The organism is Saonia flava, from assembly GCF_011927795.1.
GTDB classification, from domain to species: Bacteria; Bacteroidota; Bacteroidia; order Flavobacteriales; family Flavobacteriaceae; genus Saonia; species Saonia flava.
Map to the genome: position 1 here is coordinate 88,503 of NZ_JAATJJ010000001.1, position 15,113 is coordinate 103,615.

A 15,113-nucleotide genomic window follows, 5' to 3' on the forward strand; every position below is an offset into this window, starting at 1 on the left:
AGGCCACATAGTGGCCGTATCTTTTGGATTTTGCGGTATTGGGAATAAAATTTGCCAGGGATGCCTTATGATGAGAATTATGTGTCTGGATTAACTTAAAAGAACTTGTTTTTCACCTCAGTTCTTTGTTGGCAAATCGTTTTTTAACGTATGATTTTCATTAATTCATCAAAGACATAAATCTTGTTTCGTTTTCCGCCTGTTATTTCTATCAATATTTTTTCTTCCTGAAATTTGTCTAAAAGATTATAAATTGTTTGATAGCTATTTGTATTAATTTTAGTTTTTATATTCCTGAATGAAGTAACTGGATTTTCAAAAATTATATCAAGTAAATGAATGGCATATTGAGAATTAAAATCTGATAGTTTTTCTTTTACTGATTTATATAAATCAAGCATATTCATAACCTTATTTTGAGTGTCTAAACCTTGTTCTTTTATTGATATAAGAAAATATTTAACCCAAGATTCCCAATCATTCTCCTTATCAACTAATCTTAAATAAGCATAATAATCATCTCTATTCCTTTCAAAATATTCACTAACATAAAGTAATGGATATGAGAGTATTCCTTTTTCATAAAGCATAATAGGTATTAGTAATCTCCCTATTCTACCGTTTCCATCCATAAATGGGTGTATCGCTTCAAATTGATAATGAGCAATTGCCGTTTGAACTAGCACATCTGGTTCATCTATTGAATTCACAAATTTCCCCCAATTTGATATTAAATCATTCAGTTCCTTTGCAGATGGTGGAATAAAAATTGCGTTATCTATAGTAGCACCTGGTTTCCCAATGAATACAGGGATTTTTCTAAAATTACCTTTGTCCTTATTTGTACCTCTTACTGAATCTAATAGGATAGAATGAAGTTTTTTTATAAAGTTTTCTCCAATTGGTTTCTTTTTCAATAATTCAATAGCAATATGAATTGCAGTTCTATAATTGATAATTTCTCGAATGTCTTGTTCCTTTGAATCTTTCTCTGAACTTTTTCCATCTGCTTCGTATCTAAATACTTCTTCAATCGTTGCTTGAGTACCTTCAATTTTAGAACTTGCGACTGCTTCTTTAGTTAGGAGAGGTGAAATTAATAAACTTTGATTAGGAATATTTGTCAACAATCCGTTTAAGCTTCCTAAAACTCTATTTGCTTCACTTATTTCTTTGATTATAAGAGTATAATCGATTTTAGGAGGTAATAATTCAAGTTTGTGGTTTTTCATCATTTTTCTTATTCCAGTCTATTGGAATTCAAAGATACGTTATTCCATTAAAACTAAAAAATATGGAATAAGGAAATGATTATTCTATTTGATTGGAATAAGAATTCTAAACATTTTTTGAAGGTTTTGATAAATGTTTGCCAGGGATGCCCTATGATAAGAATTATGTGTCTGGGTTAACTTAAAAGAACTTGTTTTTTAACTCAGTTCTTTGTTGTGCTTTCGTTATTATTTTCAGTATTTCTTTATTCATTTTTTTGAACAGTTGTATTCTTATTTTCTAAAATATCAATTAGTTTAAGACATTCTTGCTTCCCTTCTTCTAAATAATTAAGATAGGAAGAGGTAAGCATATTATAAATACTTGCTCTATTACCTAATTCAACAATCAATCTGTTATCTGTTCTAAGCAAGCGTGCAGTCTTCAAAAAAGTTTCTTCACTAAAAATAAAATTTTTAGATACTGGGATATACTTATAATTGAAAACAGGAACTCCGGCATTAACTAAATCTTTTAATCCTCCTTCATACCAGACTTGCTGGTTATATAGCCTTTCAAAAGATTCTTCATATGTTATAATAGCATCTATTTTAGTTTTATCCTCTATTAACCGCATACCTCCAGAATTTTTCAGCTGCGATAAGGTTCTGTCAGTTTGGGTAACAAAATCAGGGCGCACAAGGCTTTTTACATACAAAATTATAAGCTCAGGGTCTTTATTGTCATTTATATTATAACTATAACAACTTAATGCTAGTGAATCCAGATTATTAATACGTTCTTCATTTAGAGCAATTGCATTTTTAAAATTGGACAAATCTGTTTTTGTGTCTTCAATTAATGAAGAAATATAACCCTGTTCGATCTTGTGTTCCGTTTTTTTTTGATTCCAATTATTGATTTGAAGAGCAATTAGAATTCCAATAACTACAAGAATAACTTCGCCAATGGCATAAAGCATATACTTGCTAAACTTATTTTCTATAAGCATTTTTTGTCTAATTTTTCTAAAGAATTTTATCATTGGTTATTGGTTTCTGATAATGAAGCACAACGCCGCGCTATGTAAGACATCTGCGAAAGCAGTGTGCGGGCTGGGGCGCTGGTGGCTAATTTTAAGGAAATATAGCAAAATCGCATGACTGTTGTTTGGGAACTTGTCATTTTTTGGTCACCGTGTCCCAAATAACAGGCCTCAAGAAGGCCACATAGTGGCCGTATCTTATGGATTTTGCGGTATTGGGAATAAAATTTGCCGTGCCACCGAGCGTAGCGACCGATGAATACTTTTAAAAACAATAAAAATCAATGAATAATTCGACATCATCGGTTGGGCTAAGCGTAGTGCGGGGGGCAAGGAAACTTTTCGTTTCCGTCTGCCACCGTAGCTAAAGCTTATTGTTTTGCTTTTTCTTTTTTTTGTTCCAAAGCTAAATCCATAAGATTTAGCGACATCATAAATATACACAGACCTTTCGATTTAGCCCTAAAGTCCGTATTACGTTTAGGTTTTGTTGTACACAGTATTATTCCGTACTAAATTTAATAACTACTGTTTTCCATTCCTGTCCAAATATGATGTTTTTATTAACATCCCAATTTTTATTTTGAAGAGCACTTAAGTAAACGTCTTTGATATTAATACTAATATTATCAACTTCTTTTCCTTCTCTAACTTCGATAATCTTACCTAATTTTTGTCCAGTAAGACTAGCAATCATTTGTGCTTTTTTATTTGCTTTTTCTAAAATTTTTGAAAACAACCTTTTTTCGTCCAATTCTGTATCTCCGTATTCAATTACCCCTACTGAACCTGTTATATAGTCTAACGTTTTCAATTCAGTCGTCAGTTTTTCCAACTGTTTAGAGGTATTCAGTTCAACGGCAAATCCTAATTTCCAAAATCCCGCAAAATCGTGAATTTGAAATTCAGAGTTATTTAAAGGTCGGATTTTATAATTTTTGTTTTCAAGAAATAATTCAAGCTCCTTATACTTTTCTTGCATTTTTATCTTAGCAGAATCCTTGCCAATCGCTCCATTTTCATCATAGCGATTAAATTTGGATTCACTTATTTGAACATTATATTCAAAATTGATTGGTTTCATTCTTATAGAATCTTTAATTTCTATTTCAATAAGTCCACTTTGACCAAATCCAAAATTGGTAATAAGTATAAACAGGTATATTATTTTCTTCATTTTTGATGGTTTTTTATATTGTGTACAACGCCGCGCTATGTACGACATCTGCGAAAGCAGTGTGCGGGTTGGAGCGCTGGAGGCTAATTTTAAGGAAATATAGCAAAATCGCATGACTGTTGTTTGGGAACTTGTCATTTTTTGGTCACCGTGTCCCAAATAACAGGACTCAAGAAGGCCACATAGTGGCCGTATCTTATGGATTTTGCGGTATTGGGAATAAAATTGGTCGACCAGATTGTATATAGCGTCCTGATGTGTCGAGTAGATGAGCCGTTGCGGCGATCTTGGCAAAAAGGTCCCTTATCCTACGGATTAGGCAATCTGACAGAGCGCGGTGATGATGTCGACTGGCTTTTGGTGTGTTGGCTGCGGTAGCAGTGCAACAAAAGTACGCCGCAGACGACCGAGCGTAGCGACCGATGAATACTTCTAAAAACAATAAAAATCAATGAATAATTCGACATCATCGGTCTCGTATAACCGTCAGTTACGGGTTAATATGCGTTAATTTTCAGTTTAACACTGACGTTAGCAATTCCGAGTGGATTCGGACGTAGTCGAATCCGCCGTAATTGCGGTTATACATTGTTGTAAAACGTTTTTTAATTCCATTCCACGTTTAGTTTTTCCAATTCCGTATTTAATTCAGCGAGTGAATTCGGTTCAATTATCTGCGTATTAATGGTCAATTCCTTTTTGTCCGTTTTTAAGATATAATCTCCCGCAAACTTTTTAATTCGTTTTATTTCAGTCAGATTTAGTTTTTTTCCAAACGGTCCATTTATATTAATAATTCCGTTTTCGACTGTCAAATATTTATACTTTTTTTGGTAAAAGTAGAGTCCTAAATACATTAGAGAAATTATAATCCATCCATAGTCAGTCCAATTCGGTTCTTCTTTTCCAAAAACTCCGACAAAGAACCAAATTAACCATACTAGTCCTAAAATTAAATTCACATTCAGTTGTTTCTTTTTGTATCCTATTTTCATTTCGTAAATGTTTTACAACGCCGCGCTATGTACGACATCTGCGAAAGCAGTGTGCGAGTTGTAGCGCTGGTGGCGAATTTTAAGGAAATATAGCAAAATCGCATGACTGTTGTTTGGGAACCTGTCTTTTTTTGGTCACCGTGTCCCAAATAACAGGCCTCAAGAAGGCCACATAGTGGCCGTATCTTATGGATTTTGCGGTATTGGGAATAAAATTTGCCGACCAGATTGTATATAGCGTCCTGATGTGTCGAGTAGATGAGCCGTTGCGGCGATCTTGGCAAAAAGGTCCCTTATCCTACGGATTTGGCAATCTGACAGAGCGCGGCGATGATGTCGACTGGCTTTTGGTGCGTAGGCTGCGTTAGCAGTGCAACAAAAGTACGCCGCAGGCGACCGAGCGTAGCGACCGATGAATACTTTTAAAAATAATAAAATCAATGAATAATTCGACATCATCGGTCACGTATAACCGTCAGTTACGGGTTAAATTAGCGTTTATTTTCGGCTTAACACTAACTTTAGCAATTCCGAGTGGATTCGGACGTAGTCGAATCCGCCGTAATTGCGGTTATACATTGTTGTGCAACGTTTTTATTTCTTTTTCAATTCGGTTTGTTTCCGATTCGACTAATGGTTTTAATTTAAGTTGCCTTACTTTTTTAATGTATTCAATCGCTTTATTATAATCTTCTCTCAATAGTTCGACATTAGCCAAATTCAATAATACGATTGATTTATCATTTTCAGTTCTTAAACCTATATCCAATGCTTGAGTCAAATCAGAATGGCTTTTTTCAAATTCCTTTTTCTCTAAAGCAATAATTCCAGTTGTAAAGTAGTAATAACTCTTATGTCCTTTAGTCAGTTTATCTGGATTTTTGATTTTAGAAATCAGTTCTTCTGCTTTTTTTACGTTGTCTTTTTTTATTTGTTGAAAAGCAGCATAAACAGTTCCGTATTTGAAATATCCGTAAATAAAAAGTCCACCTGCTATTAACATCATTGACATATTTACAAAATCCTCTTTTGAGTAAAAATATGCAGCCGCAATTAAGCTAATTATAACAAGTACAATTCTTATAATTGGTGTAAACATAATTTTTCAGGATATTTTGGTCAAATGTTGCACAACGCCGCGCTATGTACGACATCTGCGAAAGCAGTGTGCGGGCTGGAGCGCTGGTGGCTAATTTTATGGAAATATAGCAAAATCGCATGACTGTTGTTTGGGAACTTGTCATTTTTTGGTCACCGTGTCCCAAATAACAGTCCTCAAGAAGGCCACATAGTGGCCGTATCTTATGGATTTTGCGGTATTGGGAATAAAATTTGCCGTGCCACCGAGCGCAGCGACCGATGAACACCCGTGAAATAAAAAGCAACAGTGAATAAATTGTATACCCGCCTGCCGGACGGGCAGGTAGCGTCTTGATGTGTCGAGTAGATGAGCCGTTGCGGCGATCTAGGCAAAAAGGTCCCTTATCCTACGGATTTGGCAATCTGACAGAGCGCGGCGATGATGTCGACTGGCTTTTGGTGCGTAGGCTGCGGTAGCAGTGCAACAAAAGTACGCCGCAGGCGTATTCGACATCATCGGTTAGGCTATGATTAGTTGCGGAAATGTCCGTTAGGATATTTCCAGCGTAGGTTTAAAGTTACTAATAATTGAGAAAGATTTTCCGTGAGGAAAATCCATAGCAATTAATTATAGGTATTGTTGTAATGCGTTTTTTCAATAACTGAATTCAATTCCAATTCCTAAACTCAATTCGCTGAAGTCATTTACTTTATAATATTTTAGAAACCCATATACCCCTTTATACTGTTTTTTAATTTCGGCTTGATATTCACTCAAGTTTTTATAGATTGTCGTTTTCGCAGATATCGATATTAAAAATGGTTGTCCTACCCAAGTTGCAAGTCCAAACGTTGGTCCAACTGATTTAATACTTTTATTTTCTGATGTTTTACTAAAGTCAATAGAGCTTACGCCAATAATCGCACTAATCCTGTTGAAATTTAGGCTTGTTTCTGCTGAATATGCGGATAGCTCTATATTATTGTTATAGTCCAAGTTTCTAAGGGAGGAATTAAAGTCGGCGTTAAAATCACAGCTAACAAAAAGGTGGTGTAAATTTATGTAAGCCTTCAAAAACCTATTTTCTTTAAGGTTGGTTTGGTAACTAACACCAGTCTTAACAGTCGGCCAACTATAATTTGGTGTAAATGAGAAGTGAAACTGCCCTCCGACAGGATTATTAACAAGCCCACTATTTAAATAGAACCCAATATGTCGTTCGTCGAACCAATCAATATTGCAGTCCTCTTTTATGAAAATTTCAAGATTTCTTTTCTCCCCTAGTTTGAATTCAAGAGCTTGAAAGCCAATATATGAAAAAGTCAAGACGTCAAGAGAATCAGGCACAATGATTTTAAATTTTCCGTCAAAGTCTGTTGCGGTCCCGTTTTGTGTGCCCTTAATAATCACATTAACACCAGGTAATGGCTCTTTGTCACTTTTTAACATCACTACCCCAGTATATTCTTTTGACTGACTGAAAGAAATACCGCTGACAATAAGAAATGCAAAGAGAATAGTTTTTTTCAAAATAGGATGGTTTTATTTCTACCTAATATATTTCAACTTATAACATAGAAAAAGTCATATTGAGTAAAACCATAGTTTGGGTTAGGGAAAGTATGTGCAAAATGCATTACAACGGTCATGGCTATGGCAAGTAGGGCAGGCAAGGAAACTTTTCGTTTCAGTCTGGTCTACGAGCCAAAGCTTTTTGTTTTTATCTTTTTCATTTTAAAAGCCAAATCCAAAAGATTTGGCGGACTTAACAAACACGCCCAAGCCTTTGAAGATAACACTTTTCGCCCTATTTGCTATAGGCATTGTTGCCAGTAGTTTTTATCTTCCACGCAGTTTCTTCTAGCCATACTTCAAATTCGTCTCCAACGTTCACCTCCTCCATCATAATTTCAGTCAGTTGGTGGTTTTTGTTCAAAATTTTGACCTTTATAACCGGTTCTTTTGAGTCATCTTCAAAATATTTCCCAGTAATTATTCCGTCAACTGATAAGTCCTTTGATGAGTTAAAATCCCAGTCTAAGTTCGGACAAGAATAATCCACAACACTATTATATTCGCTAACAGGCATTTTGACATTGATAGTGTCATTTATTTGGTAACTATTATATTTTTCTAAACCTATAATTTTCTGTTCTTTCGCACATTCAATATATGGCTTTTCGCTTTCAATTATTTCGTTCACTTTATCTTGAATATAAACGTTTTCATCATTCAGATATTGATGATAAGAATATAATATTAATCCAGACATATAATCATAGTGAGTTATTCCTAATGAATTGAAATACGACACGATGGAGTCCGATTTAGCGTGACGTCGTAATAAATTGTTTCTCAAGTGTAATCCAATTCCAAAGTGCAAATCATTAGGTGTTGTATCGTTTTCCTTTATGTTTTTAAAATGCTCTATATCTTCCGCACTCCAAACTTCGTTTAAGTACTCAAAAGAGTAATTCAGCTCTTTTGGAATTTCATCCTTTCTATTACAAGATAGAAGGCAAAATATAGTAAGAATTATTATTAGGTTTCTCAATTTTTCTTAAATTACTGGCAACGCCGCGCTATGTACGACATCTGCGAAAGCAGTGTGCGGGTTGGAGCGCTGGTGGCTAATTTTAAGGAAATATAGCAAAATCGCATGACTGTTGTTTGGGAACCTGTCATTTTTTGGTCACCGTGTCCCAAATAACAGGCCCCAAGAAGGCCACATAGTGGCCGTATCTTATGGATTTTGCGGTATTTCCTTAAAATTAGCCGACCAGATTGTATATAGCGTCCTGATGTGTCGAGTAGATGAGCCGTTGCGGCGATCTTGGCAAAAAGAAAATATTATTTAACTTTAGAGAACTGGACTAGGGCTTTTCATAGGATGCGTTGTTGGCTAACGTTATTTTTTATCAGTTTGACTTATCATCTCTATTTAACAAATTTATTAACCCATGAGCATCACGTGTCAAATACTCAACAATAGTGCTTCCTTGTTCTATTTGTATATTTTGATAGTGACCAGCGAGAATATAAAAATCACCAGTGTGCGTTAAAAGATTCTCTAACTTTTCGATAAACTTATCTTTCGAATAATTTAGATTTATATCAGAAGAGGTGTTAGTCATATCGTTTATATGGCTTTTTATAGATACTTTATCCTTATCCAATTCGATTAATGAATTTATTCTGTATTCTCCGTTATGTCGATTAATTATTTGAACTTGAAAATTGGTAGTTTCATTTTTTTCCAATAGCAGTTTTAGATGCTTAATAGGCTTAATCACCGAGTGTTCAGTTAAGTTATTTGTTTGAGCCATTACATTAACTGAAATTAAGAACAGTACGCAAAAAAATATTCTAGTTGAGTTATTCATAATGTTTGCCAACGCCGCGCTATGTGAAGTCCGGCTAATTTTAAGGAAATATAGCAAAATCGCATGACTGTTGTTTGGGAACTTGTCATTTTTTGGTCACCGTGTCCCAAATAACAGGCCTCAAGAAGGCCACATAGTGGCCGTATCTTATGGATTTTGCGGTATTGGGAATAAAATTGGTCGACCAGATTGTATATAGCGTCTTGATGTGTCGAGTAGATGAGCCGTTGCGGCGATCTTGGCAAAAAGGTCCCTTATCCTACGGATTTGGCAATCTGACAGAGCGCGGCGATGATGTCGACTGGCTTTTGGTGCATAGGCTGCGGTAGCAGTGCAGCAAAAGTACGCCGCAGGCGTATTCGACATCATCGGTTAGTATAAGAATAGTAGCCAACTGCGTGGTACTTTCCTGTCAAGTTACAAAAAAGTTGAAGCGGGCTACAACCCTTGAATTTACTACAATCCTGGCTATTATTTTTATACATTGTTATGCCCTGGCTTTTATTCATTATCAATCAGTTTAATTTTCGCAAAATACCACGGAACAGGTTCAAATCCTTTATCTTCGTCGTTCATATAATCAACAAGTTCTTTCCATTTTGTATCATTGTCAATTAATCCATAATCGTTGAGTTCTATTTCTAAATCACGTTTTAAGTCTCCGTGTAAATCGTGGCAATGAAATGTATGAAATCCGCCGCCAGATTCAACTCCAATTAAATCATACCCTAGTAATTTTCCATTGTCGTTATCATGTTCTCGATTCCTCAGTTTATACCTTAATCCAATTTCACCCATATTCTCACCTTGAGGTTCAAATTCCTCAATCAGATTATCCATTTCCGACAGTGGAAGGTAAATTCCTAAAATCATAGATTCCTTTATGTGTGAGAAGAATCTATCTCGATATTCTCTGACAGAATCAATGTTGTAAAACAACTCTGGAAAACCAATCTTGTTCTCAATATCCTTTTTATCAGTCCAAGAATGTATGTGATTTAGTGTCTCGGAATTAATGTTAAAATTCTTATTCACTTCATCTTTATCATTTTCACGAATAGTCCATGGTCTTGAAAATGAATCCAACAAACTATCATTTATGCAGTTGCTACATGTCAAAACCTTTTTGCCAATAAAAGTCCCGAAATCAATCTTTCGAGTTTTAATCAAATAATATCCAGCTTTATAATAATCCATATTAGAACCAAAACTTATTCATTGCTTTTAAGAAATCTTCATTATCAACTGGAAACCCAGAGGCAGAACCTATCAATGAATCTATATCACAGTGGGGACACAATGCGGTCGCACTTTTAGGATTATCAGTATCAATCCACTCTACAATCTCATTAGGCTTTGAAGTCTTTAAACAATAGAAACATCCGCAAATATCACTATTGAGTATCTCAGCTTTATGTAAACTCGAATTCTTATGTGCTCTTTCTATTAATTCTCTGTTAAAATCCATAAGTTTCACTTTTGCAGTTCGCTCCTAAGCTTGGGCATAACGTTTATGTATAAGAATAGTTGCGGGTTTGTATGCGAGGATTTTCCGAAGGAAAATCAGACGTTACAAACACGCAACAACCATTGATTAAGGACTAAACCGCAATTATTTTTATACGGTGTTGTAAGCCGTTTTTTACGCATTTTATTTAGTTTAATAATTTATTTAATCCTTCTTTATCGAATAAAATCCGACCAACTTTAATGTCTGACCAACCCTTTTTTAGTTTATAAGTAAAGGTTGGTTTGTCCTCTATAAGTTCACAAACAATGTAATAATTTGATATTTGGTCATTGGAAATATTTTTCAGTTCCTGAATGTGAGTTGATATAAAAAAATAGGAATTTTTAAATTTACTCAGACCATTTATTGTTGTTTGGCAAATCTCGAAAGCATCTTCTACATTTGTACCACTAAACAGTTCATCGAAAATTGCAAAACATTTTTTTCCATTTGCTGCGTTTTTAACAACGTTTTTGAGATTAATTACTTCTGTCATAAAATGACTGTAACCATTTAGAATGTCATCCCGTCTATTAATTTCTATTGAAAAGCGATTGCAAAACGGAATTTCTCCAAAAGACGCAGGTATTCCAATTCCTAAATGTCCAAAATATATGCAGAGTCCAACAGCTTTTAGGAAAGTTGACTTACCTGACATATTAGGTCCATTCAATAAAATCACGTTGCTCTCGGTTTCAAAATCGTTCTTTACAGGTTTGTTGATTAATGGATGATAAAAGTCTTTTAGTTTAATATGTTCCTTGTCAAAATTTGGAAATGTAAAGTTGTTTTTATTAATCCCTAAATTGATTGATAGATAAGCCTCAAACAGAAATAAATTTTTCCAAAAAGGCTTAATCAAATCTGTTTCTTTAAGGGTTTTTATTTTTTCTGTTAATTCTATAACGTGTTTGTCCTTTAACCTTTTCTCTCGGATAATATGCTCATATTTGAAAAGTTCAAAACTTGATAGAAATTTTAAAATTTCTTTAATTTCGGAAGCATATTCTTCTGGAAATTGATTTAATTTTAGTCGTGTAAAGTACCTTGATTCTAAGCGATGAAAGAATAATATTAGTTGATTGAACTTACTTGTATATCGAGTTTTTTCTTGTTTGGAAGCAAATAGTTTATACTTTAATTTTTTTTGGGATAAGTCCTCTATTTTTTCGTCGTTTAAAAAATAATGGACTTCATTTAAGTATAAAACGGTATATGAATAGTCTTTAAGAATTTGATTGTTGGCGGTAAACCCTTTTAAAATATTCTGGCGAGTAACAATTTTGGTTGTCGATTCTAAAGGTGTTTTTAAAATTCCAATAATTTTTTCCTTGGCGAACATATTTAAAGAATAGTCGAACAATGGTAAGAGTTCTTTTTCAATATTTAAGTCTTTCAAATTGTTCATTATAATTCTTAGATGGATGTTTTTTAAATGGCTTACAACACATAAATATATGCAAGTTTTGGATTTACCCACAAAATACAATATATTTTGTAAAGCCAGTAAAAACAGACAATAAGAAAGATTTATGTAATTGGTTATTTTGTATATCAAATTCATATAGTAAATTACTGATATACAAAATACACATATGAATGTTGACAAATATTCTTTTGTGCCAGACCAATATCGTAACCCCGGGTTATGTAGGGCATCTACCATAGTAGTAGACCGGTTATAGCTAATGAGGCCGTATCTTTTGGATTTTACCGTATTGGGAATTCATGTATCCAATAAAAACATACTTTCTGTAAAAAACCCTTGAATTTTCTGTGAACTGGTTTTGTAGGTTCAATATCCTTCCTATACGCAATTATAGGCTTTGTCAACTTATAAATGACATCCTGTCAGTTTTTCTCCCTTGGCATATTGTTTGTCATTCCAATACCGAGTAAAAAACAGAACGCACTAATTATTTAAAACATAAACATGAGTAAAATTATAGGAATAGATTTAGGAACAACCAACTCTTGTGTCTCCGTAATGGAAGGTAACGAGCCCGTTGTAATTCCTAATGCAGAAGGAAAAAGAACCACTCCATCTGTCATTGCCTTTGTAGAAGGTGGGGAGATCAAGGTAGGGGATCCAGCAAAAAGACAAGCGGTAACAAATCCGCACAAGACCATTTACTCCATAAAACGTTTTATGGGGAACAAATTCTCCGAGTCCAAAAAAGAGGCAGATAGAGTACCCTATAAAGTGGTAAAAGGGGATAACGATACTCCAAGAGTGGATATAGATGGCCGTTTGTACACGCCACAGGAATTGTCTGCCATGATTCTTCAGAAAATGAAGAAAACGGCCGAGGACTATTTGGGACAAGATGTAACACGTGCCGTAATTACGGTACCTGCTTACTTTAACGATGCGCAGAGACAAGCTACCAAAGAAGCGGGGGAAATTGCAGGTCTTACCGTAGAACGTATTATCAATGAGCCTACAGCGGCATCTTTGGCGTACGGAATGGACAAAAAAGATACAGACCAAAAAATTGTAGTATTCGATTTTGGTGGGGGTACACATGATGTTTCCATCCTGGAATTGGGAGACGGAGTTTTCGAGGTATTGGCAACAGACGGAGATACCCACTTAGGGGGTGACGATGTGGACCAAAAAATAATTGACTGGTTGGCCGAGGAGTTCAAGAAAGACGAGTCTATGGATTTACGAGAAGATGCCATGGCATTGCAACGTTTACGTGAGGCTGCAGAAAAAGCAAAAATTGAATTGTCCTCTTCTGCACAGACAGAAATAAACTTGCCATACGTAACGGCAACGGCATCAGGCCCCAAGCACTTGGTACGTACCTTGACAAGGGCCACTTTTGAGCAATTGATAGATGATTTGGTAAAAAGGACCATTGAGCCTTGCCAAACTGCTTTAAAAGCAGCTGGTCTGTCTAAAAGTGATATTGATGAGATCATCTTGGTAGGTGGTTCCACAAGAATACCTGCTGTACAGGAAGCGGTAGAAAAATTCTTTGGTAAAAAACCATCAAAAGGGGTAAACCCGGACGAGGTGGTTGCAGTTGGCGCAGCTATCCAAGGTGGTGTATTAACAGGAGACGTTAAAGATGTATTGTTATTGGATGTTACACCTCTTTCTTTAGGTATAGAAACTATGGGTAGTGTAATGACTAAGTTGATAGACGCCAATACAACGATTCCAACAAAGAAATCACAAGTGTTCTCAACAGCAGCGGATAATCAGCCATCAGTGGAAATCCATGTGCTGCAAGGGGAAAGACCTATGGCGGCGGACAACAAAACAATTGGTCGTTTCCATTTGGACGGTATTCCACCAGCACAAAGGGGAACACCACAGATTGAGGTAACCTTTGATATTGATGCCAATGGTATTATTAAAGTTTCGGCTACCGATAAGGCAACAAACAAAACTCAGGATATTCGTATTGAAGCTTCTTCTGGATTAACAGAGGAGGAAATCAAGAAAATGAAAGCTGAGGCAGAAGCAAATGCTGAGGCGGATAAAACTGCCAAGGAAACAGCCGATAAGTTGAATGAGGCAGATGGAATGATCTTCCAAACAGAAAAGCAACTAAAAGAGTTTGGTGATAAATTATCTGATGATAAGAAAAAGCCAATCGAAGATGCTTTGGAAGAGTTGAAGAAAGCCTATGAAAGCAAAGATTTGGCTGTGATTACGCCAGCTTTGGAGAAAATCAATGAAACTTGGAAAGTGGCATCGGAAGAAATGTACAAAGCGCAGGCAGAAGCACAACAAGGTGGTGCAGCTCCAGAAGGAGATACTGCTTCTGGTGAAGGTCCCAAGGAAGGCGATGATGTTGAAGACGTAGACTTTGAAGAAGTGAAGTAATCTTTAAAAAGAAAACTATATTTCATAAAAAAACCCGCAGTAAAACTGCGGGTTTTTATTTTATAAAAGTTTAGATGTATTTAATCTCTAGATAGTATACTAAGGATATACCAAAACAAAAGCATAAGAGAAGCAAACAACCCTAAAGAGGCAGCTACATATTGATGCTCTTGGTATTTATGTATCATGTTGGAAGTTTGGTAAAGAATAGAACCAGAAGCCAGCACAACCATCCCAACGCTAAACCATAGCCCAAGGTTAAACCCGAACAAGGTTCCTGCTATAATTAACCCTAATGCTATAAAAAAACCAATGGTTAGAGCAGATTTTAAGAAAGAAAAATCTTTTTTGGTCAAAAAAACAACTGCAGACAATCCTGTAAACAAAGATAGGGTCAATACAGCCGCTTGGTTAAGAATGCTAAAGGCACCACCATCCGCCATGACCATGGCAATAAAGATTAATGGAATAAAAATAAAAGCTTCTGCTATAACATATAAAACCAGGCCTGCGTAATGCGTTTTTAGGTTGTCACTCTTTAAGGCCATTTTTTCCGCATAGTTGGTCACTAGCATAAATCCTCCAAGCAAAAGAAGCCAACTATAACCACCAGTTAAGGATAAAGCTAGATTTACAATGGCTTCAACTTGAAAAAACAAGGTTTCCACCAGTATAAATAATAACACTGCACCCGCCAAATGGGAATAGGTTTTCTTATAAAATGCAACTCTTGATTCATCTGTTAGGTCACTAACTAATTGAATCACTTTGGGTTCATTGTTTTCCATAAAATTAAGTTTAGGTTATTCAATTTAGTTCAACTGGCGTAGTAAGGTTTTTATTGCATTTTGTAGTCCAACAGTAAATAT

Annotated in this window: 12 protein-coding genes; 1 reads left to right on the plus strand and 11 read right to left on the minus strand. The window is 35.3% G+C overall.

What is annotated here, in order from left to right; translation table 11 throughout:
- Nucleotides 1-143: 143 nt before the first annotated feature.
- From GGR42_RS00445 to GGR42_RS00495, 10 genes are all read right to left on the minus strand, one after another.
- A complete protein-coding gene (locus tag GGR42_RS00445) occupies nt 144-1,235 on the minus strand; it encodes a Fic family protein (protein ID WP_167959747.1) in 1,092 nt (363 codons plus the stop codon).
- Nucleotides 1,236-1,477: 242 nt separating this feature from the next.
- The gene (locus GGR42_RS00450; protein WP_167959749.1) at nt 1,478-2,257 is read right to left on the minus strand and encodes a DUF6090 family protein; all 780 of its coding nucleotides are present in this window, start codon (nt 2,255-2,257) and stop codon (nt 1,478-1,480) included.
- Between the two features lie 502 nt (nt 2,258-2,759).
- Nucleotides 2,760-3,434, minus strand: a complete 675-nt coding sequence (locus GGR42_RS00455; protein WP_167959751.1) for an SIMPL domain-containing protein — start codon at nt 3,432-3,434, stop codon at nt 2,760-2,762.
- Nucleotides 3,435-4,039: 605 nt separating this feature from the next.
- Nucleotides 4,040-4,429 carry a hypothetical protein gene (locus tag GGR42_RS00460; RefSeq protein WP_167959752.1) on the minus strand — a complete coding sequence of 130 codons (390 nt, stop codon included), beginning with the start codon at nt 4,427-4,429 and terminating at the stop codon, nt 4,040-4,042.
- Nucleotides 4,430-5,000: 571 nt separating this feature from the next.
- Entirely contained in the window at nt 5,001-5,528 is a 528-nt protein-coding gene (locus GGR42_RS00465; protein WP_167959755.1) for a tetratricopeptide repeat protein, read from the minus strand.
- Nucleotides 5,529-6,164: 636 nt separating this feature from the next.
- Nucleotides 6,165-7,040: a carboxypeptidase-like regulatory domain-containing protein gene (locus GGR42_RS00470; RefSeq protein WP_167959757.1), complete on the minus strand. Its 876-nt coding sequence runs from the start codon at nt 7,038-7,040 to the stop codon at nt 6,165-6,167.
- A gap of 277 nt (nt 7,041-7,317) precedes the next feature.
- Nucleotides 7,318-8,064, minus strand: coding sequence for a DUF6794 domain-containing protein (locus tag GGR42_RS00475; protein ID WP_167959759.1), 747 nt, complete (start codon nt 8,062-8,064; stop codon nt 7,318-7,320).
- A gap of 364 nt (nt 8,065-8,428) precedes the next feature.
- Entirely contained in the window at nt 8,429-8,836 is a 408-nt protein-coding gene (locus GGR42_RS00480) for a hypothetical protein (protein WP_209023906.1), read from the minus strand.
- Nucleotides 8,837-9,394: 558 nt separating this feature from the next.
- The gene (locus GGR42_RS00485; RefSeq protein WP_167959763.1) at nt 9,395-10,012 is read right to left on the minus strand and encodes a protein kinase family protein; all 618 of its coding nucleotides are present in this window, start codon (nt 10,010-10,012) and stop codon (nt 9,395-9,397) included.
- Between the two features lie 536 nt (nt 10,013-10,548).
- On the minus strand, nt 10,549-11,811 hold the full coding sequence (locus tag GGR42_RS00495; RefSeq protein WP_167959767.1) for a MutS-related protein: 1,263 nt from the start codon (nt 11,809-11,811) through the stop codon (nt 10,549-10,551).
- Nucleotides 11,812-12,336: 525 nt separating this feature from the next.
- On the opposite strand from GGR42_RS00495, the gene dnaK reads away from it, so the two are divergent.
- A complete protein-coding gene (gene dnaK, locus GGR42_RS00500; RefSeq protein ID WP_167959769.1) occupies nt 12,337-14,244 on the plus strand; it encodes a molecular chaperone DnaK in 1,908 nt (635 codons plus the stop codon).
- An 80-nt stretch (nt 14,245-14,324) separates the two neighbouring features.
- On the opposite strand, the gene GGR42_RS00505 is transcribed toward dnaK, so the two are convergent.
- Entirely contained in the window at nt 14,325-15,032 is a 708-nt protein-coding gene (locus tag GGR42_RS00505; RefSeq protein ID WP_167959771.1) for a Bax inhibitor-1/YccA family protein, read from the minus strand.
- Nucleotides 15,033-15,113 lie beyond the last annotated feature (81 nt).

What these genes read in the sequence shown, in the direction of transcription:
- GGR42_RS00445 (WP_167959747.1), bottom strand. Translation starts at nt 1,235, where the DNA reads ATGATGAAAAACCACAAACTTGAATTATTACCTCCTAAAATCGATTAT.
- GGR42_RS00450 (WP_167959749.1), bottom strand. Translation starts at nt 2,257, where the DNA reads ATGATAAAATTCTTTAGAAAAATTAGACAAAAAATGCTTATAGAAAAT.
- GGR42_RS00455 (WP_167959751.1), bottom strand. Translation starts at nt 3,434, where the DNA reads ATGAAGAAAATAATATACCTGTTTATACTTATTACCAATTTTGGATTT.
- GGR42_RS00460 (WP_167959752.1), bottom strand. Translation starts at nt 4,429, where the DNA reads ATGAAAATAGGATACAAAAAGAAACAACTGAATGTGAATTTAATTTTA.
- GGR42_RS00465 (WP_167959755.1), bottom strand. Translation starts at nt 5,528, where the DNA reads ATGTTTACACCAATTATAAGAATTGTACTTGTTATAATTAGCTTAATT.
- GGR42_RS00480 (WP_209023906.1), bottom strand. Translation starts at nt 8,836, where the DNA reads ATGGCTCAAACAAATAACTTAACTGAACACTCGGTGATTAAGCCTATT.
- GGR42_RS00495 (WP_167959767.1), bottom strand. Translation starts at nt 11,811, where the DNA reads ATGAACAATTTGAAAGACTTAAATATTGAAAAAGAACTCTTACCATTG.
- dnaK (WP_167959769.1), top strand. Translation starts at nt 12,337, where the DNA reads ATGAGTAAAATTATAGGAATAGATTTAGGAACAACCAACTCTTGTGTC.
- GGR42_RS00505 (WP_167959771.1), bottom strand. Translation starts at nt 15,032, where the DNA reads ATGGAAAACAATGAACCCAAAGTGATTCAATTAGTTAGTGACCTAACA.